The organism is Prauserella sp. PE36 (genome assembly GCF_003311655.1).
In the GTDB taxonomy this organism is placed as follows: domain Bacteria; phylum Actinomycetota; class Actinomycetes; order Mycobacteriales; family Pseudonocardiaceae; genus Prauserella_A; species Prauserella_A endophytica.
In genome coordinates, this window is the sequence record NZ_QEQT01000105.1 from 1 (window position 1) to 22,617 (window position 22,617).

Sequence of the window (22,617 nt, forward strand, 5' to 3'; positions counted from 1 at the left end):
ACTACAACTTCATCGCCCACTACGGCCTGCCGATCAAGAAGCGCGAGTTCGCGCTCGTGTGCACCGTGCCGATGGGTGCACCGGGCATGAAGCTCATCTGCCGGCACTCCTACGCCAACACCGCCGACGTGATGTCGAGTCCTTTCGACTACCCGCTCTCGTCACGGTTCGACGAGAACGACACGATCTTCATCCTGGACAAGGTGAAGATCCCGTGGGAGGACGTCTTCATCTACGGCGATCCCGAGAAGGCGAGCACGTTCTTCCCCGGCTCCGGCTTCCTGCACCGCTTCACCTTCCACGGCGTCACCCGCCTGGCCGTCAAGCTCGACTTCATCGCCGGACTGCTGATAAAGGGCGTGGAAGCCACCGGCACCAAGGACTTCCGCGGCATCCAGACCCGCGTCGGCGAGGTCATCGGCTGGCGCAACATGTTCTGGGCCATCTCCGACGCGATGGCCGCCAACCCGGACCAGTGGGTCGACGGCGCGGTGCTGCCGCATCTGGACTACGGCCTGGCCTACCGCTGGTTCATGACCGTCGGCTACCCGCGCGTGCGCGAGATCATCATGCAGGACCTCGGCAGCGGGCTGATCTACCTGCCCTCGCACGCGGACGACTTCAAGTCACCCGAGACGCGGCCGTATCTCGACAAATACGTGCGCGGCTCCAACGGCATCGACGCGATCGAGCGCGTGAAGCTGATGAAGCTGATCTGGGACTCGATCGGCAGTGAGTTCGGCGGCCGCCACGAGCTCTACGAGCGCAACTACTCCGGCAACCACGAGGGCGTGCGCGCCGAACTGCTCTTCGCCGCCCAGCAGTCCGGCGCGGCCGACGCCATGAAGGGCTTCGCCGAGCGGTGCATGGCCGAGTACGACCTCGACGGCTGGACCGTCCCCGATCTCATGAGCACCAAACGCTGAGCCAGGAGCAGACCATGACCAGCACCGACCAGTCCCCCACCGCGCGCGGCTCGGGCACGTCAGCGACGCAGGCGTTCCGGGCGAGCAGACAAGAGCACACCACCGGCGCGGTGTCCGCCGAGCGCGTCAGCTCGGTGGTCGGCCGCATCCTCTCCGGCGTGCACGACGCGATCCGCGCCGAGAAGGTGACCTACGACGAGTTCCAGGCCGCCAAGCAGTGGCTGATCGACCTCGGCGAGGGCGGCGAGTGGCCGCTGTTCCTGGACGTGTTCGTCGAGCACGTCGTGGAGGACGTCGCAGCGGAGACCCAGCAGGGCACCAAGGGCAGCATCCTGGGCCCGTACTACCTGCCGGGTCAGCAGCAGCTCCCGTCCGTCGCGAGCCTGCCCGCCCGGCCCGACGAGAAGGGCACGCCGCTGGTGTTCGCGGGCCAGGTCCGCGACACCGACGGCAACCCGGTCGCGGGAGCCGAGCTCGACATCTGGCACGCCGACTCGGAGGGCTACTACTCGGGCTTCGCGCCGCACCTGCCCGACGGGAACCTGCGCGGCGTCGTCGTGACCGATGGGCAGGGCCGGTTCGAGATCAGCACGGTGCAGCCCGCGCCGTACCAGATCCCGACCGACGGCCCCACCGGCCAGCTGATCGAGGCCGCGGGCTGGCACCCGTGGCGGCCCGCGCACCTGCACCTCATCGTGCGCGCGCCCGGCCACCGGCCGATCACCACCCAGCTGTACTTCGAGGGTGGCGAGTGGCTCGACAGCGACATCGCTCAGGCGACCAAGCCCGAGCTGGTCCTGACTCCGGTGGAGCAGGGCGACGGCAGGTTGCGTTCCGAGTACGACTTCGTGCTCGAACGCGGGTGACCTCCACCGTCCTATCCGGACGGCCCTGGTCCCGGTGGCGAGGACGGTCCCGCCGGGACCAGGGCGACCACGAGGAGCTGGCCATGACGGCACCGGCCACGGGCAGGCGGTCCCGGCTGTGGCGGGGGCTCACGGAGCTGCCGCCGGACCTGGGCCCGCAGGTGGTGACGATCGGCGTCTTCGACGGCGTGCACCGGGGTCACACGCGTCTCATCGGCCGCACGCTGGAGGTCGGGCGCGAGCATCGCCTGCCGACGATGCTCGTGACGTTCGATCCGCATCCGGCGCGGGTGGTCGGGGCGCCGAGGGACACCACCGCGCTCAGCACGGTGGACCGGAGGGCCGAGCTGGCCTGGCGGCACGGCGTCGACGGCGTGTGCGTGCTGTCGTTCACGGAGGAGCTGGCACGGCTGAGCCCCGAGGCGTTCGTGGAGCGGATCGTGGTCGGCGACCTGCGGGCGGCGGCCGTCGTGGTCGGCGCCAACTTCACGTTCGGCCACCAGGCCCGCGGTGACCTCGCGATGCTGCGGCGGCTCGGCGCCCGGCACGACGTCGCCGTGCACGGCGTCGACCTGCTGCCCGCCACCGACGGCCACACGCCGTGCTCGTCGACGTTCATCCGGAGGTGCCTCGCGCGCGGCGACGTCGAAGGCGCCGCGCGCGCACTCGGCAGGCCGCACCGCGTCGACGGCCTCGCGCGGATGGCGGGCTGGCGTACCGGGGCGCTGACCGTCGAGGACGGGACGGCGCTGCCCGCGCCCGGCTCCTACCGAGCGCGGCTGTCGAAAGGCGGCATCACGTTCGTCCAGGTCACCGCGCGCGGGCAGCTGCTGATCCGCACCGCGGCTTTGCCGCCGGGCCCGGCTGGACTCGATTTCCTTTCTCGCGCTTGACCTCCAGCGCGCTGGAGGTGTGAAGCTGGTCGGCATGAACACGACGACGAAGCCGGCCACCACCCCCGACGTCTGGAACATCGCCGAGCTCGACCTGGACGCCTACCTGGCGCGTGTCGGGCAGCGGCGCGAGGCACCCTCGGCCGCGGCGCTGACCGCGCTGCACGAGGCCCACGTGCGCACGATCCCGTTCGAGAACATCGATCCGCTGCTGGGCCGATCGCCGTCACTGGAGCTGGCCGACATCACCGCCAAGCTCGTGCACCGGCGCCGGGGCGGCTACTGCTACGAGCACAACCTGTTGTTCGCGGCCGTGCTGGAGCGCCTCGGGTACGACGTGAACCGACAGGCGGCGCGCGTGCAGCCGGACCACCCCGGCCCCAACACCCACATGAACCTGCGGGTACGGGTGGACGGCGCCGACTACCTCGCCGACGTCGGCTTCGGCGCCAGCATCATGCGGCCGATGCCGTTGCTCGACGGCAGCGAGCTCGACCAGGCGGGCTGGCCGCACAGGCTCACTGCCGACGAGCGGGGCTGGCGCCTGCACATGCTGCGCGACGGCGAGTGGCAGACGCAGTACTCGTTCGACGAGGTGCCGCAGCACCCGATCGACTACGAGGTCTTCAACCACTACGTCGCCACGCATCCGCGCTCACCGTTCACCGGCAGGCTCGTGGTGATGCGCCTGTCCGACGGCGTGTGCCGCAAGCTCATCGGCGAGCAACTCGTCACCGAGTACGCGGACGGCACCGAGGAGAAGAGCACGGTCGCGCCCGCCGACCTCGGCGCGACGCTGCGCTCGCTGGACCTGGACCTCGACCCCGCCGACCTCGAGCTGGCGCGCGAGCGCTACGCCGGGGAGAAGTGACCGCTCACCTCTTCGTGTAGGTCAGGTACAGCACGCCGCTGTCGAAGCGGCGCACGTCGGCGAGGTCGAACCGCTGGGGGCCGAACTCGCCGGAGAACAGGGGGATCCCTGCGCCCGCGACCACGGGGTGGAGCTTCACCACCAGCTCGTCGATCTCCGGGCGCAGGGCGCCGGCGAGCGTGGCGCCGCCGACGAGCCAGATGCCGAGGCCGTCGCGCCGCTTCAGCTCGCGCACCTTCTCCACCGGGTCGCCGGACACGAGACGCACGGCCGGGTCCGGCGCCTCGGTCATGGTGCGGGAGAAGACGTAATGCTCCAGGTGCGGGTAGGCGTCGGTGATCCCGGCGTCGAGCCCGACCTGGTAGGAGGCGCGGCCTTCCAGCACGGTGTCGAAGTGCTTGGGGGGCACGTCGATGCCGAGCGCGGCGCGGGCGGGACCGGGCAGGATGTCCGGCCAGTCGGTGAACAGGTCCTGGAGGTGATCGCCCTCCATGACGAAGAAGCCGTCCGGGCCGGAGGGGTCGCCGCCCCCTGGGCCCGCGATGACGCCGTCGATGGTCGAGGCGACGAAGTAGGTCAGCTTGCGCATGCGGCGCTCCTCGGGGACTCGCGATGCCGGAACATCCGGCAACCACTCTATTTGTAGTACTATGCCCGAAGTGGTTGCAAGTGGTTTCCGCACGGAGGTCCGGGTGGCATGGTCCGTAACGAGGCGAGAAGGACGGCTCTGGCCGACGCGGCCATCGAGGTGCTGGCCCGCGACGGCGCGCGCGGGCTGACGTTCCGGGCCGTCGACACCGAGGCGGGGGTGCCCGCCGGCACCGCGTCCAACTACTTCGCCAACCGCGACGACCTGCTGCGCCAGGCGGGCCTGCACATCCACGTGCGGCTCGCCCCTGACCCGGCCGCGCTCGAGAGGGTCATGGCGGCGCCGCGCACGCGCGAGCTGGTCTTCCGGCTCATGCACGACCTGCGCGCGCGCATGCTCGCCGACCGTGCCGGGTACCTGGCGTTGCTGGAGTTGCGGCTGGAGGCGACGCGACGGCCCGCGCTGCGAACGGCGCTCACCGAGACGCTGCGGCAGAACCTCGCCTTCAACATCGATTTCCACACCGACGCTGGACTGCCGGGCGGGGCGGACACCGTGCTGCTGCTGTACTTCGCGATGACCGGGCTGCTCGTGGAGCACCTGACGACCCCGGACGTGCTGACCGGCCACGACATCCACCGCCTCGTGGACATGGTCGTCGCGAGCGCTCTGCCGGACTGAGCTCAACGGCCGACGTCGCGGGTGAGCAGGTCCTCCTCGGTTCCGGGCGCACGAGCACCAGCGCCCGCCCGTCCCGGCGCGGGCGACGGCGAACTCACCGGCCGGACGGCCAGAGCGCGAGCCCCTCCCCGCGCGCCCAGCGGACGACCGCGCGTCGGCAGCGCCTTGCCCGCGCAGCAGATGTGGACGTCCGGCTGTGCCGCGCGGTGGCGACCGCCTCGAGCACGTGGCGCCCTCGGACCAGAGGCGATCGCACACAGCCGCTTACCGCACCAGCCCGCCGACGCTGGGCACCAGCTCCGGCAACGTCGCCAAGGCGAGGCCGGGCCACGGCGGGTGGGCCGAGACGCCTTCCACCCGGCACGGCCGAGATCTCTCGCGTTTCGCTGGCGGGCCGTGTCGAGAACCGCGCGGCGGTTCCGTCCACCTGTCGAGAGCGCCGTCATGGGCGCTACCCGCACGGGAGGAGACGGTCATGAGGCGGGACGAGGTCTTCGAGGTGATGGACAAGCCGATCTCGCGGGAGCTGCTGGGGTCGTCGATCCCCGCGCGGTTCTCCTACGTGGGGCTCGACGGCGGCCCGCGCGTGGTCCCGATCGGGTTCCACTGGACCGGCGCGGAGCTGGTGATGTCCACAGTGCCCACATCGGCGAAGGTGAAGGCGCTGCGGGCCAATCCCAGGGTGGCGATCACGATCGACACCGACAGCTTCCCGCCGCGGGTGCTGCTGGTCCGCGGCAGCGCGCACGTCGAGGACGTCGAAGGCGTTCCCGACGAGTACATCACGGCGGCGCGCAAGGTGGTGCCCGACGACGAGTTCGCGGGCTGGGAGGCCGGCGTGCGCGCGCTGTACCAGCGGATGACCCGCATCATCGTGACGCCCGGCTGGGCGAAGCTGCTGGACTTCGAGACCACCCTCCCCAAGTCGGTCGAGGACCTGATGCGTGCGCGGCAGGGTTGAGGGCGGGGCTGCTCAGGAGGTGCAAAAGATCCCGGGGATGCCCTTGAGCTCGCCGAGCAGCACCGAACTGACCCGCACGGGATAGTCGTCGAAGTGCGCTGGTCGAATCGGGTACGCGACCCCGGCTGGGTCGGCTGGTGGAACCACCGCCGACCGCGCAGCTCGATCGGCCAGATCCTGTCCGGCCGAACACGAGCAGGCCCACCACGCTGCCTCACCCGAGAGCCGCACCCGTATGGAAGCGGCAGGAACCCGTGACGGCTCACTACGACGTCGACACCCACACCGGCATCCTCAGCGTCACCACACCCGAGGGCCTGCACTACCGCAGCACGCCGGTTCCTGTGTCAGGGTGAACGGTATGGCGGTCAACCATCCGATTTTCGCGCGGTTCTACTCCCGGCTGAGCCGCGCCATGGAACGCGGCGGCATGGCCGAACACCGGGAGGCGTTGCTGGCGGGGCTGAGCGGCACCGTACTCGAGGTCGGCGCGGGCAACGGGCTGAACTTCGCGCACTATCCCGGCACGGTCGACAGGGTCATCGCGGTGGAGCCGGAGCCGCACCTGAGGCAGCTGGCGGAGGGCGAGGCGCGGAAGACCGCGGTGCCCGTGGAGGTGGTCGACGGGACGGCCGAGCAGCTGCCGGCCGGGGAAGGCAGCGTCGACGCCGTGGTGGTGTCGCTCGTGCTGTGCTCGGTGCCCGACCAGGCGTCGGCGCTGCGGGAGATGCGCAGGGTGCTGGTGCCGGGCGGGAAGCTTCGCTTCCTCGAACACGTGCGGGCCGACTCGCCGGGGATGGTGCGGGTGCAGCGGCTGCTCGACGCCACGTTCTGGCCGCGACTGGCGGGCGGTTGTCACGCGGGGCGGGACACGGCGGCCGCGATCGAGCACGCCGGGTTCCAGATCGAAAGACTGGACCGCTACCGCTTTCCGGACGCTCGGACGCCGTTCTCGTCGCACATCAGTGGGATCGCGGCGCGCTCCTGACGTCGGTCGTTTACCGAGCGCAGCGACGGGGCACCCCGGGCGGGACATCGCGTGTCGCGTGTCAAGGAGGTGCACGATGCCCCAGCAGGCTTGGAGCAACAAGCGCGAGCGTCAGTACGAGCACATCAAGTCCTCGCAGAAGAAGCGCGGCGCCGGTGAGGACAGGGCCGAAGAGATCGCCGCGCGCACGGTGAACAAGAACCGCGCGCAGTCCGGCGAGTCGAAGCGGGCGAGCAAGACGTCCACGAAGGACATGTCTCCGCAGCGGCGCGGCGGCAAGCGGTCCGGCAACCGGCAGGGCCCTGGTGGACCGACGCGCGACCAGCTCTACAACGAGGCGAAGCAGCGCAACATCCAGGGCCGCTCCAAGATGACGAAGAAGGAGCTGGAGAAGGCCCTCGGCCGTTAGGTTGTGCCTGACGCGGCGGACCGGGCCCGTCGTAGCCGTTCCCCGGCCACGTCACCGGCCCGCCGCAGAGTGCTTCCGCGCGCGGCGCCGAGACCGAACGACGGCATGTTGCCGTAGACGGTCTAGTACTCGCCCGCCTTCACGAGATAGGTCTCGTGCCAGATGCCGGCACCGTGGCCGTGGCGGCTCACCCGCTGCCAGTAGGTCCTGGCTGCGGCGGGGTGAGCCGCGGCGGTGTCGGCGGCGAACGCCTCAAGCTGGTCGAAGCTGCGCCAGTACTGCACGATCACCGGCATCCCCATGACGTAGCCGAGCAGGCCACTGTCGGGATCCGCCATGAGCTGGTCGAGCATGTGCCGCATCCCCCGGCGGCCGCCGAGGTCGCGGAACCACGCGAGGGGATGGCGCGGGCTCACGCGGGCGCCGATGAGGAACACCACGAAGTCCCCTTCGATCTCGGCGGCCCACTTGCCCCGGTGTATCGCAGCCATGACCACTCCCGGACGAACCCGACTCCGCCCATAGTCGCGCGCAGGGGCGAAGCCGTTACGAGCCGGTCGAGCCGGGTTTCTCAGTCACCGCGCAGCACGGCGCGCAGGCGCGTGTCGAAAGCGCCGGGGTCCTCGGCGAAGCCGACGTGGTCGCCGGGGAACCGGGTCGGCGCGATGCCGAGACCGTCGGCGAGCGCGAGGGAGGTGCGCTCGCAGAGCTGGCCGCCGGACTCCTCGCCGATGCCCACGACGATCCTCGGCGAGCCCGAGCGCAGGCGATCGAAGTCCGGCACCCAGCGGGTGGTGGGGCGAAGCATGTGCGCGTACTGGAAGTGGGCGTCGGCAGCGTCCTGCGGGCCCTGCTCGCCGCCGAACATGTGCTCGACGACCTCGTCGGGAAGGTGGATGTTGGCGACGGCGAGGAACTTCCGTCCCGCGCCGAGCGCGTCACCGGCGAGGTAGGTGGCGATGATGTCCTCGGTGCGCTCTCGCAGCTCCTCGCGGTCCGCGAGCAGCTCGTCCAGTGGCGGCTCGTGGGCGATGACGGTGTGCACCTGCTCGGGGTGGGCCTGTGCGAGGGCCAGCACGCTGACGGCTCCGCCGCTGGAACCGAGCACAGCGGCCGGCCCGGCGCCGAGGTGGGTGAGCAGGCGGGACAGGTCGTCGGCGCGCTGCTCGGGGGTGGAATCGCGGCCGGGATCATCGACCTTGCTGCGGTTGATGCCCCTCGGGTCTGTGGTGAGCACGGTGTGGTCGGCGGCGAGCAGGTCGGCCAGCGGCTCGAACGAGCGCGCGTCCATCGGCGCGCCGACGAGCACGACGACGGGACCGCTGCCCCGCACCTCGTAGTACAGCGTGGCGTCGGGAACCCGCAGCGTGCCGGTGGTGACTGAAGCGGTGGTCTGGTTCATCAGTGGTCCTCCCCGTGGAGCGGGAAAATGCGTTGTCGACGTACGTGACTGCCGCGATGGGGCAGAATCATCGCTCGTGACCCAGATTTCCGAGTCGGATCTCGCCAGCGCGCGCGAGGGGGACGACGCGGCCTTCACGCGGCTGGTGGAGCCGTTGCGTCCCGAGCTGCACGCGCACTGCTACCGCATGCTCGGCTCGGTGCACGACGCCGACGACGCGTTGCAGGACGCGCTGCTGCGGGCGTGGAAGGGCCTCGCCCGGTTCGAGGGACGCAGCTCGCTGCGGTCGTGGCTCTACACGGTGGCCACCCGCACCTGCCTGGACACGGTGGCGAGCCGCGGCAGGCGCGCGCTGCCGGTGGACCTCGGCCCGGCCAGCGAACAGGCCGTGACCGGCGACGCTCCCCGCACCGACGTCGCATGGCTCGGCCCCTACCCCGACACGGCACTCGCCGAGGGCACGCTCGGCCCGCAGTCGGCCTACGAGCAGCGGGAGGCCGTGGAGCTCGCGTTCGTGGCCGCGTGCCAGCACCTGCCCGGCAACCAGCGGGCCGCGCTGCTGCTGTTCGAGGTGCTCGGCTTCTCGGCCGCGGAGATCGCCGAGGTGATGCGGACGAGCACCGCGTCGGTCAACAGCGCGCTGCAGCGGGCGAGGAAGATCGTCGCCGAGAAGGTGCCGGACGTGACGCAGCAGCGGACGCTGCGCTCGCTCGGCGACGCCAGGGTGCGGGAGATCGTCACCGGCTACACGACCGCGCTCGAACGGGGCGACGCCGACGCGCTGCTCGCGCTGCTCACCGAGGACGTCACGTGGTCGATGCCGCCGCTGCCGCACTGGTACCGCGGCCTGGGCCCGGTGACGGACTTCGCGACGCGGGTGCCGCTGGGCAGCTGCGGCAGCTGGCGGCACCTGCCCACGAGCGCGAACGGCCAGCCCGCCGTTGGGGCCTACCTCTGGGACGACGCGCTGGGCAGGCACGCGGGCTGGTCGATCACGGTGCTGGCCCTGCGCGGTGAGCGGATCACCGAGCTGACGACGTTCATCGGCGCGGAGCACCTCGCCGCCTTCGGGCTGCCCGCGTCGCTGGACTGACCGGTCAGAGGATCCCGACCGCCCACATCAGGCCGATGAGGATGAGCCAGATCGTCAGCCCCACGAGCACGCGCAGCCACAGTTGTTTCAGCACCGGTCACAGCCCGAGGTTGTCGATGACGAGCAGCACGGACAGGAAGCCGAAGAACACGAAGGACACCGCCAGGACGGCCATCCGCACCCATCCCGTGCGGATCGGCTTCGGCAGCGCCTTGCGGTTCAACAGCATCAGCAGGCCCGAGTAGATGAACATCTGCACGCCCGCGATCGACGACGAGATCACGACGAGCAGGAACGGCTGGTCCACCCCCGACATCAGGATCACGGAGCCGACCACGATCATCAGCCACACGAACGCGGCGTAGATCTTGCTCTCCGACCAGAACGTGCTGTCCTTCAAAGCGTTGATCTTGAGCTGGTCGGCGATCAGCCGGCAGGTGTAGTCGATGATGCCGAGGTTCGTGGAGAACAGGGCGAACACCGCGGCGCACCAGAACGCGGTGCCGAACCACGGCGCGACGGTGTCCTGCAGGGTCTCGCCCTCGAGGAGCAGGAAGGCCAGGTCCTCCTCGTCGACCGTGCCGACCGGCAGGGTCGAGTAGGCCAGCACCGAGAGCACCACGAGGCTCACGACTCCGATGAGGAAGAACGTGATGAACTGCTCCCAGTTGGCGACCTTCCACCAGCCGCGCCAGCGGCGCATGTTCTCGGTGTCGGTCGGGAAGACGTAGCCCAGCGAGGGGCGGGCCTCCTCGTGGCCGGTGAGCGGCGAGACGATCCGCGGCATGTGCTGGCCCATGCCCATACCCTTGTCGCGGATGTAGTTGCTCTGCACGAGGTTGTTGGCACCGCCCGCGCCGGCGAAGGCGAGAGCGCCGAGCAGCAACGCGACGCTGAGGCCCTCGTGCCCGATCGGGAAACCGATGTCGCCGATGCCCTCGGTGACGAGCGATCCCCACGCGTCGGTCGTCGTGGCGGCCGGAACCGCGACGATCACGAACAGCATGATCAGGCCCACCAGGACGCCCTGGATCTTCTCCACCCACTGGTAGACGACCGGTGACAGGGTGAGCGTGATGCCGATGGCGGCCAGTGCCGCGATCGTGATCGGCACAATCGGCGCGTCCTCGCCGAGGTCGAACACGAACGACGCCGCCGTGGCGGCGCCGGTCGCCCAGCCCGGCCAGAAGTTCTGGAACAGCGCGAACAGGATGAACAGCCACCACCACGGTTTCCAGAGCCGCGCGAAGCCGGTGATGGCCGACTCCCCTGTGGCCAGGGTGTAGCGCTCGATCTCCATGTTCAGGAAGAACTGGATGCCGAAGCCCACCACCGCGGCCCACATGAACGTGAAGCCGACCTGGGAGGTGATGTAGGGCCAGAGGATCATTTCCCCCGACCCGATGGCCGTGGCGAGGATGATCACGCTGGCACCGGTGATCTTGCGCAGGCGTACCGGTTCCGGCAGGTCCCTGAGCTCGACCGGCGGCAGGTACTTGCTCGGCAGGGTCGGCTGATCTCGCTTCGGGCCACCGGTTTGCGTCATACGGCCGCCTCATCTCACCGCAGGTGGTAAATCCCAACCAGTCCGCTCAGCGCCCAGACAGAGTGACGCAGCTCACCCGATCGTGTCAATAGCGTGATCGTCGCGGTCCCCGCCGTTACCGACTCCACAGTGGACCGCGCCGACACCGGCAACGGGTCGTGGGAGGCTGACGGCATGACCGCACCGGACGCGAAAGCACACCTCCACCGCTACCTCCAGATCGCCCGCGACGCGCTGCTCTGGAAGCTCGACGGGCTCACCGAGTACGACGTCCGCCGTCCGCTCACCCCCACCGGAACGAACCTGCTCGGACTGGTCAAGCACCTGTCCGGCTGCGAGCTGGGGTACTTCGCGGACACCTTCGGGCGGCCGTTCGGTGAGACGCTGCCCTGGCTCACCGACGACGCGGAGCCCAACGTGGACATGTGGGCGACGGCCGACGAGTCGCGAGCCGACCTCGTCGCGCTCTACCGGCGGGTGTGCGCACACGCGGACACCACGATCGAGACGCTGGAACTGGACTCGCCCGGCCGGGTGCCGCACTGGCCCGGGGACCGCGGCGACGTGACGCTGCACCAGGTCCTGGTGCACATGATCGCCGAGACCCACCGCCACGCGGGGCACGCCGACATCGTCCGCGAGCTCATCGACGGCGCCGCGGGGCTGCGGGCCGACGTGGACAACCTGGCCCCCGGCGACCAGAGCTGGTGGGCGGAGTACCGGCAGCGCGTGGAGCGCGCGGCCCGGGAGGCGGCGAACCGCTGAGCGGTGCAACCCTTCGCGCACCCGGCGCCGTCTGCAGCGGTGTGGGCGCCGAGGCCGGAGGGAGCCCTCGATGATCCGCCGTACGGGACGTACCGTCCTGCTCGTCCTCGCCGTGCTGGCGCTGGTGCCCGTCGCCCTGGTGCTGCCGGCACCGCCGGCGCACGCCTGCTCCTGCGCCGAAAGCACCGACGCCGAACGGTTCGCCCGCGCTGACGCGGTGTTCACGGGCACGGTGACCGGCCGGGAGCAGGGCACGCCGGAGAACATCCACGTCGACACGGCGATCTTCGAGGTCACGCGGGTCTACAAGGGACGGGTCCGGGCCCGGCAGGAGGTCGAGAGCCCCGGAAGCACCAGCAGTTGTCACCTGTCGCCGGGCGGCACGCTGCTGGTGTTCGCCCATCGGACTCGGGAGCCCGGGGCCCGGCTGTCCACGGCCCTGTGCGACGGCACGCGCCCGATCGGGCCGGCGGAGAGCCTTCCCTTCGGGGAGGGCCGCACGCCCCTGCCCGGAGTGGACGTGCGGCTCGGCGAGCCGGGCGCCGCGGCTCCCCTGCTGTGGGGCGGGGTGGCGCTGGCCGCCGCGGTGCTGGGCGGCGCGGGCTGGTTCGTGGCGCGCCGCCGTCACTCCTCCTGAGGCCGCGCCACTCCGGGCTCCGCTCACTCCGGTTCCGGCGGCCCCGTCTCGGTCAGCTCGCCCCCGGTGAGCCGCAGCCGGCGACTCACCCCGAGCTCGGAGAGGAACCGGTGGTCGTGGCTGACGACCACGAACGCGCCGCGGTAGGACTTCAGTGCCCCGGTCAGCTGCCGCACGCTGGGCAGGTCGAGGTTGTTGGTGGGCTCGTCGAGCAGCAGCAGTTGCGGCGCCGGCTCGGCGCACAGCACGCACAGCAGGGTCGCGCGCAGCCGCTCTCCACCGGAGAGCGCGCCCACCGGCAGGTCCGCCCGCTCCGCACGGAACAGGAAGCGGGCCAGCAGGTGCATGGTCTCCGTGGCGGCCTTGCCCGGCGCGAACGCGCGCAGGTTCTCCGCCGTGCTGCGTTCCAGGTCCAGCAGGTCGAGCCGCTGCGAAAGGTAGGCGACACGCCCGTGCGCCCGGCTCATCACCCCGCTGTCGGGCTCGGTCAGGCCCGCCACGACCCGCAGCAGCGTCGACTTGCCCGCCCCGTTGCCGCCGGTGAGCGCGATCCGCTCGGGGCCGCGGATCGCGAGGTCCAGACCGTCGCCCGCGAACAGCGCGCGGCCGTCGTGGCGGACCTGGATCCGCTCGCCGTGGAACACCGTCCGCCCAGCAGGGACGAGCGTGTCCGGGAGGGAAAGCGACATCGTCTCGTCCTCGCGCAGCGCGCGGTCGGCTTCGTCCACTTTGGCCTTTGCGCCCTCGACGCGCTGGGAGTGCACGCCGTCCGCCTTGGCCGCGGACTCCTGGGCGCGCCGCTGCAACATGCCCCGCACGATCCTCGGGATGTCGGCGTTGTTGCGCGCGCCCGCGCTCGCGCGGCGGGCGGCCCGCTCACGGGCCTGTTGCAGCTCGCGCTTCTCGCGCTTGAGCTCCTGCTCGGCGGCGCGCAGGTTCTTCTCCGCGACCTCGCGCTCGGCCTGCTTCGCCGCCTCGTACTCGGTGAAGTTCCCGCCGTGGACGCGAAGCCGGCCAGGCTCGAGCTCGGCGATCCGGTCCATCCGGTCGAGCAGCTCCCGGTCGTGGCTCACGAGCAGCAGGCAGCCCTTCCAGTCGCCGAGCACCGCGTGCAGGCGGGTCCGCGCCGCGCGGTCGAGGTTGTTGGTGGGCTCGTCGAGCACGAGAACGTCGGGCCGCTTCAGCAGCTGTGCGGCGAGGCCGAGGGAGACGACCTGGCCGCCGCTGAGCGTGCCGAGCCTCCGGTCCAGCTCGACATCGCCGAGCCCGAGCCGATCGAGCTCCGCGCGGGCCCGGTCCTCGATGTCCCAGTCGGAGCCGATCGTGGCGAAATGCTCCTCGCTCGCGTCACCCGCCTCGATGGCGGCCAGCGCACCGACGACCGGGGCGATCTCCAGCACCTCGACCACGGTCGGCTCGCCGTCGAGCGGAAGCGTCTGCGGCAGGTACCCGAGCACACCGTCGACGGTGACGGAACCCGCCGAGGGAACGTACTCCCCCGCGATCAGCTTGAGCAACGTGCTCTTGCCCGCTCCGTTGGGCGCGACGAGGCCGGTGCGGCCCGCCCCGACGGTGAAGCCGAGGTTCTCGAACACCGGGGTGCCGTCGGGCCAGGAGAACGACAGGCCGGAACACACGATGAAAGTCTTGGACACGAAGGAAAGTCCTCACGCGCGACGCGGGCGGCGGCGAGCCACCCGGATATGGAACAGGGAAAGGGAACGAGGACACGACCGGTCGCGGTGCCGCCTGCTGGCGAGCACCGCCGGCCGGGCCGGGTATCACCCGGAGATGTCGTCCTCGGCCACCATGGGCGCACTCCCTGAAATCTCGCGCGACGCGATCACCGGTCTCGACCGTAGCCGACGGACCGGGCGGACAGCCAACGGGATCGCGATCCAGCACGCGAAGGACCGGTACGTCACCACGGCCACCGGAGCCGGCGCCGGAAACGCCACGGCCGCGATGGCAGGCCCGCGATCAGGCTCAGTGCGGCGCGGTTGAACGCGCAGAAACCCGGACCACACCACCACGGCGCCGGCGAACTGCTGCCGCTGCGCCGCCGACACCGGCTCAGTCCGGCGAGCTTCCCACGGGGGTCTGCTCGTGGAACGTGAGGCGCCACCGTGCGTTCTCCTGTGCGTAGACGCTCACGCAGTCCGCGCGGTAGGGCTCGGCACGGCCCTGCTCCCGCGCGACGACGCGGTAGGACACCGCGGCGACCACGTCGGCGAGCGGCATGACCTTCGGCCGCAGCAGCCGGTACTCGGCCCATCTCGGCATCGTCAGCCAGTATTCGAGCGCGCGCGTGCGGTCCAGCCATTCGCCGGGCAGGAACAGCACCGCGTCGGCGGTGAGCAGCCGGTCGTAGAAGCCCTTGGCGTGCCTCGACCCCGCGAGCGCCCAGCCCTGACGCTCCAGCCCGAGTATCGCCGCCTCGTCCACGCGGTGCCCACGCCTCAGGTTCCGCCGGAGAGCATCGGCGAGCCACCACGACACTGCCGCATCGCGGAATTCTTGCACAGTGCGACATGAATCGGGCGGGGCACACGAGGGCGGGTGAGGACGCACAACCGTTCAAGACGCGCCGTCCCCGCGCTCGCTAGAACCACCTCACCAGCGGAACGTGAGGAGTGCGATGGGGAAAGACCGGAGTGACGAGGTGCGGCTGGGGTTCGCCGGGCTCGGGGTGATGGGCGCGCCGATGGCGCTCAACCTCGTGCGCGCGGGCACGCCGCTGGTGGTCTGGAATCGCACGGCCGCCGCCTGCGATGCCGTGGTGGCGGCTGGTGCCCGCCGGGCGACCAGCTCCGGTGAGCTGTTCGAGCTCGCCGACGTGGTACTGCTGATGCTCGCCGACGAGACCGCCGTGGACGCCGTGCTGGCCCGGGGCACCGCGGAGTTCGGCCCGCGTGTTCGTGGCCGCACCGTCGTGCACCTGGGCACGGTTCCCGCCGACTACTCGCGGCGGCTCGACGCGGAGATCGCGGCGGAGGGCGGCGCGTACGTCGAAGCCCCCGTGTCGGGCTCGCGCGGGCCGGCCGAGGCGGGCGAGCTCGTCGCGATGCTGGCCGGCGCGGAGGCCGACGTCACTCGCGTCCGCCCGCTGCTCGCACCGCTGTGCGCGGCGGCGTTCGAGTGCGGCCCCGTGCCCGGCGCGCTGCTGTTGAAGTTCGCGGTGAACCTGTTCCTGATCACCATGGTCACCGGGCTGGCCGAGGCGTTCCACTTCGCCGAGGGCCATGGGCTCGACGTCACCGCGCTGGCCCGCGTGCTCGACGCCGGGCCGATGGCCTCGGCCGTGTCGCGGACCAAGGCCGCTAAGCTCGTCGCCGGTGACTTCTCGGTCCAGGCCTCGATCGCGGACGTGCTGAAGAACAACCGGCTCATCGCGGGGGCCGCGCGCGAGGCGGGACTCGCGTCGCCGCTGCTCGACGTGTGCCACGGGCTCTACGCCGACACGGTGGGCCTCGGCCACGGTGGTGCCGACATGGCCGCCGTCGTCAGGGCGATCGAGGCTCGCACCGCGGGAAGGGAGCGCGCGTGAGTATCTCCGGGGTGGCCGTCGTGACCGGTGGCTCGCGGGGCATCGGCCGGTGTGTGGTCGAACGGCTCTGCCACGACGGGTTCGCCGTGGTCTTCACCCACACCAGCTCCCCGGCCGACGCGGGCGAGGTCGAGCGCGTCACGCACGGCCGGGCCGTGGGCATCCGGCTCGACGTCACCTCCGACGACGCCCCACGCCGCCTGTTCGACACGGCGTCGAGCCTCGGCGAGGTGGTCGCCGTGGTGAACAACGCCGGGATCACCGGCCGGATCGGGCCCTTCACCGCACTGTCCGACGAGGACCTGCGCGCGGTGGTGGACGTCAACCTCGTCGCACCGACGCGGCTCTGCCGGGAAGCCGCCCGGCGCTGGGACGGCACGGCGGACCGCGCGATCGTCAACGTGTCGTCGGTGGCCGCGCGCACGGGCTCGCCGGGCGAGTACGTCGCCTACGCGGCGGCGAAGGCGGGTGTGGAGACCCTGACCGTGGGCCTGGCCAAGGAGCTCGGCCCGCAGGGCGTGCGGGTCAACGCCGTCGCGCCGGGAACCACCGACACCACGATCCACGCCCGCGCCGGAGAGCCGGGCCGGGCGCTGCGCGTCGCCGCCGCCGTGCCGCTCGGCCGCCCCGGCAGGCCGGAGGAGATCGCGGAGGCGGTGGCGTGGCTGCTCTCCCCCGCCGCGTCCTATGTCAACGGCGCGGTGCTGGGGGTCGCGGGCGGGCTCTGAGCGACTCAGGCCGTGGCGGACTGCCACGCCGCTGGCGTCAGGCCGTAGGTCCGCTTGAACATGCGGGTCAGGTGGCTCTGGTCGGCGAAGCCGGCGAGCACCGCGACCTCGCTCAGCCGATGTCCCTCCCGCATGAGGCTCCGCGCCAGGTCCAGCCTGCGCATCGTGCGGAACCGGGTCGGGCTGGTGCCGAACGCCGCGCGGAACTGCCGTGCGACCGTCCACCGGTCCAGCCCGGCGACCCGCTCAAGGTCCTCGACCGGATGCCTCGTCGCCGGGTCGTCCAGCAGCAGCGCCCTCACCCGCTTCAGCGCGGCGAGGTCGAGCGCCGCCTTGCCCGTCCGCGAACGGGGCCCGCCCGCGTGACGGGCGAGCAGGTCGGCGATCGCGGAGGTGAGCTCGGCGGCCTCCAGCTCGTCGAGCGGTTCGTCGATGTGGCGCAGGAAGCCGCCGAGCGCTCGATCCGGGCCGTCAGGGCGGAGCACGGGATCGGGGACGAACGGCAGCGGCCGCCCGCCGAGCGCGTCCTGCACGAGCGCCGGGTCGAGGTAGACGATCCGGTAGCCGAAGCCGTCGTCGGTGCCGGGAGCGCCGTCGTGCGGCTCGTCGGGGTGCAGCACGTGCCACTCGCCGGGCAGGCAGTGCCGCTGCTCGCCTCGGTAGCGGAAAGTCTGCACACCGGCGAGCGTCACGCCGATCGCGTAGGTGTCGTGCCGGTGCGGTGCGAACGCCTCGCCCCGCAGCGCGGCCTCGAGCCGCTCGATCCCGGCCGCGCCGCCGCCGAACCGCAGCCGGTGCCCTCCGGACGACGTCGCGGGAAGGCGGTCGCACAACGATTCAAGACTGCCCGTGCCCGGCCGGCCTACGTTCGCTCGCATCCACCGACACTAGAGGACGGACCGGCGATGCGGGACATGCTCGGCGACGCGGCGGGAGCGGGGCCGTACCTGTCACTGGTGGCCACCGCGCTCGTGGTGATGGGCAGTCCCGGCCCGGCGACCGTCGGCGCGACCGCGACGGCCACCGCGTTCGGGCTGCGCCGCTCGATGCCGTACCTGCTCGGCAGCATCGCGGGCACCACGGCCGCGCTCGTCGTCGTGGCCGCCGGGGTCGCGTCGGTGCTGCTGACCCAGCCGCGGCTGGGTCCCGCGCTGCTCGGTCTCTCCGTCGCCTACCTGGCCTGGCTGGCGTACAAGATCGCGACCGCGCCGCCGCCTGCCGCCACGGGACCGCCGACGCGGGCGCCACCCACGTGGCTGCACGGCCTCGTGCTCGGGGTGGCCAACCCGAAGGCCTACGCCGCGCTCGGGACGTTGTTCACCACTCACCGGCTCGGCCTGCCGACGCCCGTGCTGGAGACCGTGGTGAAGACACTCGTGCTCACGGCGCTGATCGTGTTCATCCATCTCTGCTGGGCCGTGGCGGGGGCCTCGCTGGGGACGGCGCTGCGGCGGCCCCGCGTCTCGCGCGTGGTCAACGTCGCGCTCGCGATCGCGCTGCTGGCGTCGACCGCTCCGCTCGTGGCTGAGCTGCTGTCCTGAGCCCCCGGGGCCCGCCGATGGCACGGAACGGCTTGCGGTGCGCGGATCGGCCGCCACCGCGCCGAACCGAGGTGCCCTCCTGGGTGGCCACTGTCCGGTTCCGGGCACGTCGCGCATGCGAGGATCGGCGCATGAGCTACCTCGCCGCGTCTTCGCGCTACGACGGCATGACCTACCGGCGTTCGGGCCGCACCGGGCTGAAGCTGCCGCTGGTGTCGCTCGGGCTGTGGCACAACTTCGGTCACGACCGTCCGTTCGAGACGCAGCGAGCGATCCTTCGCCGCGCCTTCGATCTCGGCATCACGCACTTCGACCTTGCGAACAACTACGGCCCGCCCTACGGCTCCGCCGAGGAGAACTTCGGCCGCGTGCTCGCCACCGACTTCCGGCCGTACCGCGACGAGCTGGTGGTCTCCACCAAGGCCGGGTACGACATGTGGCCCGGTCCGTACGGCGAATGGGGCTCCCGCAAGTACGTGCTCGCAAGCCTCGACGCGAGCCTGCGCCGGATGGGCGTCGACTACGTGGACATCTTCTACTCGCACCGGTTCGACCCGGACACGCCCCTCGAGGAGACGATGGGCGCGCTGGACTCGGCGGTGCGGCAGGGCAAGGCGCTCTACGTCGGCATCTCCTCCTACTCCGCGGAGAAAACCGCCGAGGCGGCGGCGATCCTGCGTGACCTGGGGACGCCGCTGCGCATCCACCAGCCCTCCTACTCGATGCTGAACCGCTGGATCGAGCGCGGCCTGCTCGACGTGCTGGAGCGGGAGGGCGTCGGCTGCATCGGATTCTCCCCGCTCGCGCAGGGAATGCTGACCGACCGTTACCTCGACGGCGTGCCAGAGGGCTCCCGCGCCAGCCGGGACAGCTCGCTGCCGGCGGGCTTCCTCACCGAGGAGAACCTCGGCAAGGTGCGGGCGCTCGCCGGGATCGCCGCGGCGCGGGGACAGACGCTCGCGCAGCTGGCGATCGCGTGGACGCTGCGCGACGAGCGCATGACCTCGACCGTGCTCGGCGCCAGCAGCGTCGCCCAGCTCGAGGACAACGTGGCCGCGCTCGGCAACCTGAGCTTCACCGGCGAGGAACTGGCCGAGATCGACCGGTACGCGACCGAGTCCGGCATCAACCTCTGGGCCCGCTCCAGCGCACACTGAGGTTCCGCCGGGGCCGCACGGGGTAGTTCAGGAACATGGACGACGACTACCTGCGCATCTACCTCAACGACCAGCTCGCGCTGGGCCTGGCGTGGCGCGAGCTGGCCCGGCGGGCCGAAGGCAGCAACGCGGGCGGCGAGCTCGGTGCCGCGCTCTCGCGCGTCGCGCAGGGCATCGCCGAGGACGTCGACACCTTCCGCGCGATCATGAACCGCCTCGGTGTGCGGCCCAACCCGGTCAAGCAGGGCTTCGCACTCGTCGCCGAGCGGCTGGGCCGTCTCAAGCCCAACGGCAGGCTCAGGAGCTACTCGCCGCTGAGCCGGTTCGTGGAGCTGGAGTTCCTGGCGATGGGCATCGACGGCAAGAGGCAGCTCTGGACCACACTGCGCGACCTCGCCGGGCTCGGCTCCCGGCTGCCCGACGTCGACTTCGACGCGCTGATCGACCGCGCGGCACGGCAACGCGCCGAGCTGGAGCCCTTCCGCGTGCGCGCGGGCTCCGAGGCGTTCGCCACCGCGCTTCCCGGCCCGCGCCCGGCCGAGTAGGCGGCCCGGCCGGGGCAGGTCCGCGGGCCGCACGAGTCCGGTGCGAGGCTCACAGCTCGTTCCGCTTCGACACGAACAACTCCGCGACCCGGACGAGCTTCATGTTGAGGTCCTGCGACGCGCGGCGCAGCAGGTCGAACGCCTCCTGCGCGGTGAGGCCGCGCCGCTCCATGAGCATGCCCTTGGCCTGACCGATCACATCCCGGCTGCGCAGCGCCACCTTCAGGTGGGCCTGCTCGAACTCGGCGGCCGTCAGCGCCGTGGTCGCGGCCAGCGCGACCGTGGCGTGGCTCGCGAGCACCACGGCGAGGTCGCGGTCCACCTTGTCGAGGCCGTTGCGCTGGCGGGAGTAGAGGTTCAGCGCGCCGAGCCGGGGCGGGTCGTCGCCGGGGACGAGCCCCACCGCGAACACGCTCCGCACCCCGAGCGCGACCGCCCTGGGCGCCCAGTGGGGCCAGGGCGCCTCGGCGAGGTCGGGGACGTCGACCACGCCCTCGCCGGGCGTGCGGGTGGCCTCCACGCACGGGCCCTCGTCGAACGCGTACTGCTGTTCGTCGAGACGGTCGGCCAGGGGGTCGGTGCGCACGGGGGTGGTGTAGCGGCCCTCCTTCGTGCGCAGCGTGATGCTGACCAGGTCGGCCTCGTGGACCAGCGCCTTCACCGCGTTCACCACGCGCTCCAGCACGCCTGCGGCGGTGGGACTGTCCAGCAGCACCTTGGCCACCTGCGCGAACTCCCTGGCGAGCGGACCGCTCCACGGCTCGCCGGGAGCGTGGTCCTCGTCGCCCGCGGCGAAGAGCGTCCGCTCGGAGACCCAGTCCTGCTCACTGACCATGTCCGCATTCTGCCCGAGAATCGGCGCGGCGGAGCAGGTCCCGGAACATGAGCGAGGACCACACGACGTGCGTGAGCGCGGGCGCCAGCACGCCGCCCGTGGCGCGGCGCTGCGAGCCGAGGAGCAGGCCCATGACCGCGGAGGCGCCGACGAGCGCCGGGTTGCGCGTCGCGGTGGTCACCAGCACGTAGGCGAGCGTCGTGGTGACCACGGGGGCACGCCCGGCGACGGCGTGGAAGCCGCCCCGGAAGAACACCTCTTCGGCGACGCCGTTGACGAGCGTGGTCAGCAGCGTGGGGCCGGGTGCGCCGGCCGTGGCGTAGTCGCGCACCCGTGCGAGCGCGCCGCGCAGGACGGGCACGCGCTCCGCCACGGGCTGGACGGCGCGGAACACCCCGAACGCGGCGAACCCCGTCGCGAGCGGGACGGTCACCTCGGAGGGCCGGATCCGGCGGCGCCTCACCACCCGTCGCGGGCCGCACACCAGTCCACCGGCGAACCAGACGGCGGCCGTCGAAGCGGTGAGCGCGTAGAACCCACGGGACCCTGGCGCGGCCGTGAACGACGCGCCGAGCAGGCCGGCTCCCGCCGCGGCCACCGCCGCGGCCCGGCCTCGCCTGCTCACGAGGCCGTCCCGGACCGTGCCCGCTCCCCCAGCGCCGCAAGCACGGCGTCGTCGTAGCCCATCGGCTCGAACGGCACGACCCGGCGGATGGAGTCGTCCCGCACCACCACCTCGTTGGCCATCGAGTCCACCAGCGCCCGCCCTGTCGGCACGTCGATGTCGGTGACGAGCGACAGCCACAGCGAGGACAGCCGGGGCGTGAGCAGCGGCACCGGCACGATCACCGGGCTGCGGCCCTCGATGCGTGCGAGGCGGCGCAGCATCGCGAGGTAGCTGAGCACGTCCGCGCCGCCGACCTCGAAGATCCGCCCGCCCGCCTCCGGCACGGTCAGCACGCCTGCGAGGTAGCGGACCACGTCGGCGACCGCGATGGGCTGGGTGCGGGTCAGCGCCCAGCGTGGCGTGACCATCGCGGGCAGGCGCTCCACCAGCTGTCTCGTCAACTCCCACGAGATGCCCCCGTGCCCGACGACGATGCCGGCGCGCAGCACCGTCACCGGCACACCCGTCGCGGCGAGCAACCGCTCCACGTGCCGCCTGCTGCGCAGGTGCGGGGAGAGGTCGTCGTGGTCGTCACCGAGCCCGCCGAGGTAGACGATGCGGTGCAGCCCGGCACCGGCCGCCGCCCCGGCGAAGGCGCGGGCCGCCTCGGCGTCGCGCCGCTCGAAGTCGGCCTCGTGCAGGGCGTGCACCAGATAGCAGGCGGCCTCGGCGCCGTCGAGCGCGGCGGCGAGCGAGTCCCGGTCGGCGACGTCGCCGTACACCGGCGTGCCGGCTCCGGCGTACCGCCGCGGACGGCGGGTCATCGCCACCACGTCGTGCCCGTCGGCCACCAGGGCGGGACAGAGCCGCCTGCCGACGAACCCCGAGGACCCGGCGACGACAACCCGCATCGCACAGCCCCTCTCCACCACGGAACGACGCGCTAACGGTGCATCCCCCGACGGTAACCGCTGCCCCCGCGCCACGCTGGCGAAAGGACGCCGGGCACATGACCCTGTGGGATGGTTGC

Annotated in this window: 27 protein-coding genes; 16 read left to right on the forward strand and 11 right to left on the reverse strand. The window is 71.8% G+C overall.

All coding sequences use genetic code 11. From position 1 onward, the window contains the following. The 4 genes from DI005_RS33260 to DI005_RS33275 form a co-directional block, all read left to right on the forward strand. Nucleotides 1-926: 4-hydroxyphenylacetate 3-hydroxylase C-terminal domain-containing protein (locus DI005_RS33260; RefSeq protein WP_304481743.1), on the forward strand; the 926-nt coding region annotated here is incomplete at its 5' end. 14 nt (nucleotides 927-940) lie between these two features. Then, entirely contained in the window at nucleotides 941-1,792 is an 852-nt protein-coding gene (catA, locus tag DI005_RS33265) for a catechol 1,2-dioxygenase (protein WP_112268595.1), read from the forward strand. Between the two features lie 83 nt (nucleotides 1,793-1,875). Beyond that, nucleotides 1,876-2,685: a cytidyltransferase gene (locus DI005_RS33270; RefSeq protein WP_113644729.1), complete on the forward strand. Its 810-nt coding sequence runs from the start codon at nucleotides 1,876-1,878 to the stop codon at nucleotides 2,683-2,685. Between the two features lie 34 nt (nucleotides 2,686-2,719). Further along, a complete protein-coding gene (locus DI005_RS33275; protein ID WP_113644829.1) occupies nucleotides 2,720-3,556 on the forward strand; it encodes an arylamine N-acetyltransferase in 837 nt (278 codons plus the stop codon). 4 nt (nucleotides 3,557-3,560) lie between these two features. Here the strand turns inward: DI005_RS33275 and DI005_RS33280 are convergent, their stop codons facing one another. Continuing rightward, nucleotides 3,561-4,145, reverse strand: coding sequence for a dihydrofolate reductase family protein (locus DI005_RS33280; protein ID WP_112268592.1), 585 nt, complete (start codon nucleotides 4,143-4,145; stop codon nucleotides 3,561-3,563). 108 nt (nucleotides 4,146-4,253) lie between these two features. On the opposite strand from DI005_RS33280, the gene DI005_RS33285 reads away from it, so the two are divergent. The 4 genes from DI005_RS33285 (at nucleotide 4,254) to DI005_RS33300 (ending at nucleotide 7,184) form a co-directional block, all read left to right on the forward strand. Next, nucleotides 4,254-4,826: a TetR/AcrR family transcriptional regulator gene (locus tag DI005_RS33285; RefSeq protein WP_112268590.1), complete on the forward strand. Its 573-nt coding sequence runs from the start codon at nucleotides 4,254-4,256 to the stop codon at nucleotides 4,824-4,826. A gap of 475 nt (nucleotides 4,827-5,301) precedes the next feature. After that, nucleotides 5,302-5,787, forward strand: coding sequence for a pyridoxamine 5'-phosphate oxidase family protein (locus tag DI005_RS33290; protein WP_112268588.1), 486 nt, complete (start codon nucleotides 5,302-5,304; stop codon nucleotides 5,785-5,787). Nucleotides 5,788-6,148: 361 nt separating this feature from the next. Next, nucleotides 6,149-6,775: a class I SAM-dependent methyltransferase gene (locus tag DI005_RS33295; RefSeq protein WP_112268586.1), complete on the forward strand. Its 627-nt coding sequence runs from the start codon at nucleotides 6,149-6,151 to the stop codon at nucleotides 6,773-6,775. A 76-nt stretch (nucleotides 6,776-6,851) separates the two neighbouring features. Further along, nucleotides 6,852-7,184 (forward strand): plasmid stabilization protein, encoded by a 333-nt coding sequence (locus DI005_RS33300; RefSeq protein ID WP_112268584.1) that lies wholly within the window; start codon nucleotides 6,852-6,854, stop codon nucleotides 7,182-7,184. A 122-nt stretch (nucleotides 7,185-7,306) separates the two neighbouring features. Here DI005_RS33300 and DI005_RS33305 read toward each other — a convergent pair whose 3' ends face one another. Further along, nucleotides 7,307-7,675: a monooxygenase family protein gene (locus tag DI005_RS33305; RefSeq protein WP_113644730.1), complete on the reverse strand. Its 369-nt coding sequence runs from the start codon at nucleotides 7,673-7,675 to the stop codon at nucleotides 7,307-7,309. 80 nt (nucleotides 7,676-7,755) lie between these two features. After that, the gene (locus tag DI005_RS33310; RefSeq protein WP_113644731.1) at nucleotides 7,756-8,586 is read right to left on the reverse strand and encodes an alpha/beta fold hydrolase; all 831 of its coding nucleotides are present in this window, start codon (nucleotides 8,584-8,586) and stop codon (nucleotides 7,756-7,758) included. A gap of 76 nt (nucleotides 8,587-8,662) precedes the next feature. Between DI005_RS33310 and DI005_RS33315 the strand changes: the two genes are divergently transcribed. Further along, the gene (locus DI005_RS33315; RefSeq protein WP_199543433.1) at nucleotides 8,663-9,679 is read left to right on the forward strand and encodes a sigma-70 family RNA polymerase sigma factor; all 1,017 of its coding nucleotides are present in this window, start codon (nucleotides 8,663-8,665) and stop codon (nucleotides 9,677-9,679) included. A gap of 97 nt (nucleotides 9,680-9,776) precedes the next feature. Here the strand turns inward: DI005_RS33315 and DI005_RS33320 are convergent, their stop codons facing one another. After that, nucleotides 9,777-11,225 (reverse strand): Nramp family divalent metal transporter, encoded by a 1,449-nt coding sequence (locus DI005_RS33320; protein WP_113644732.1) that lies wholly within the window; start codon nucleotides 11,223-11,225, stop codon nucleotides 9,777-9,779. Nucleotides 11,226-11,399: 174 nt separating this feature from the next. Here DI005_RS33320 and DI005_RS33325 point away from each other — a divergent pair, with 174 nt between their 5' ends. After that, a complete protein-coding gene (locus DI005_RS33325; protein ID WP_113644830.1) occupies nucleotides 11,400-11,990 on the forward strand; it encodes a DinB family protein in 591 nt (196 codons plus the stop codon). Between the two features lie 70 nt (nucleotides 11,991-12,060). After that, nucleotides 12,061-12,627 (forward strand): hypothetical protein, encoded by a 567-nt coding sequence (locus DI005_RS33330; protein ID WP_113644733.1) that lies wholly within the window; start codon nucleotides 12,061-12,063, stop codon nucleotides 12,625-12,627. A gap of 23 nt (nucleotides 12,628-12,650) precedes the next feature. On the opposite strand, the gene DI005_RS33335 is transcribed toward DI005_RS33330, so the two are convergent. From DI005_RS33335 to DI005_RS33345, 3 genes are all read right to left on the reverse strand, one after another. Further along, nucleotides 12,651-14,282 carry an ABC-F family ATP-binding cassette domain-containing protein gene (locus DI005_RS33335; protein WP_113644734.1) on the reverse strand — a complete coding sequence of 544 codons (1,632 nt, stop codon included), beginning with the start codon at nucleotides 14,280-14,282 and terminating at the stop codon, nucleotides 12,651-12,653. 126 nt (nucleotides 14,283-14,408) lie between these two features. Beyond that, on the reverse strand, nucleotides 14,409-14,696 hold the full coding sequence (locus DI005_RS33340; protein ID WP_112268572.1) for a hypothetical protein: 288 nt from the start codon (nucleotides 14,694-14,696) through the stop codon (nucleotides 14,409-14,411). Nucleotides 14,697-14,700: 4 nt separating this feature from the next. Next, nucleotides 14,701-15,072, reverse strand: a complete 372-nt coding sequence (locus tag DI005_RS33345) for a nuclear transport factor 2 family protein (RefSeq protein ID WP_158559936.1) — start codon at nucleotides 15,070-15,072, stop codon at nucleotides 14,701-14,703. A gap of 193 nt (nucleotides 15,073-15,265) precedes the next feature. Here DI005_RS33345 and DI005_RS33350 point away from each other — a divergent pair, with 193 nt between their 5' ends. Together DI005_RS33350 and DI005_RS33355 are read left to right on the forward strand one after the other, a co-directional pair. Further along, on the forward strand, nucleotides 15,266-16,174 hold the full coding sequence (locus DI005_RS33350) for an NAD(P)-dependent oxidoreductase (protein WP_199543434.1): 909 nt from the start codon (nucleotides 15,266-15,268) through the stop codon (nucleotides 16,172-16,174). Further along, a complete protein-coding gene (locus DI005_RS33355) occupies nucleotides 16,171-16,902 on the forward strand; it encodes an SDR family NAD(P)-dependent oxidoreductase (protein ID WP_112268568.1) in 732 nt (243 codons plus the stop codon). Before DI005_RS33350 ends, DI005_RS33355 begins: the two co-directional genes overlap by 4 nt. A gap of 5 nt (nucleotides 16,903-16,907) precedes the next feature. Here the strand turns inward: DI005_RS33355 and DI005_RS33360 are convergent, their stop codons facing one another. Further along, the gene (locus DI005_RS33360) at nucleotides 16,908-17,780 is read right to left on the reverse strand and encodes an AraC family transcriptional regulator (protein WP_112268566.1); all 873 of its coding nucleotides are present in this window, start codon (nucleotides 17,778-17,780) and stop codon (nucleotides 16,908-16,910) included. Nucleotides 17,781-17,807: 27 nt separating this feature from the next. Between DI005_RS33360 and DI005_RS33365 the strand changes: the two genes are divergently transcribed. The 3 genes from DI005_RS33365 (at nucleotide 17,808) to DI005_RS33375 (ending at nucleotide 20,145) form a co-directional block, all read left to right on the forward strand. Beyond that, nucleotides 17,808-18,443, forward strand: coding sequence for a LysE family translocator (locus DI005_RS33365; RefSeq protein WP_112268564.1), 636 nt, complete (start codon nucleotides 17,808-17,810; stop codon nucleotides 18,441-18,443). A gap of 131 nt (nucleotides 18,444-18,574) precedes the next feature. Beyond that, complete coding sequence (mgrA, locus tag DI005_RS33370) at nucleotides 18,575-19,600, forward strand: L-glyceraldehyde 3-phosphate reductase (RefSeq protein WP_113644735.1); 1,026 nt, start codon at nucleotides 18,575-18,577, stop codon at nucleotides 19,598-19,600. A gap of 35 nt (nucleotides 19,601-19,635) precedes the next feature. Beyond that, a complete protein-coding gene (locus tag DI005_RS33375; RefSeq protein ID WP_113644736.1) occupies nucleotides 19,636-20,145 on the forward strand; it encodes a hypothetical protein in 510 nt (169 codons plus the stop codon). A gap of 49 nt (nucleotides 20,146-20,194) precedes the next feature. On the opposite strand, the gene DI005_RS33380 is transcribed toward DI005_RS33375, so the two are convergent. The 3 genes from DI005_RS33380 to DI005_RS33390 are packed head-to-tail and all read right to left on the reverse strand — an operon-like array spanning nucleotide 20,195 to nucleotide 22,498. Continuing rightward, nucleotides 20,195-20,980 (reverse strand): GAF and ANTAR domain-containing protein, encoded by a 786-nt coding sequence (locus tag DI005_RS33380; protein ID WP_113644737.1) that lies wholly within the window; start codon nucleotides 20,978-20,980, stop codon nucleotides 20,195-20,197. Then, entirely contained in the window at nucleotides 20,970-21,605 is a 636-nt protein-coding gene (locus tag DI005_RS33385) for a CPBP family intramembrane glutamic endopeptidase (RefSeq protein ID WP_113644738.1), read from the reverse strand. The genes DI005_RS33380 and DI005_RS33385 overlap by 11 nt, the downstream gene beginning before the upstream one ends. Continuing rightward, nucleotides 21,602-22,498: an NAD(P)H-binding protein gene (locus DI005_RS33390; RefSeq protein ID WP_112268555.1), complete on the reverse strand. Its 897-nt coding sequence runs from the start codon at nucleotides 22,496-22,498 to the stop codon at nucleotides 21,602-21,604. Before DI005_RS33390 ends, DI005_RS33385 begins: the two co-directional genes overlap by 4 nt. Nucleotides 22,499-22,617: the final 119 nt, after the last annotated feature.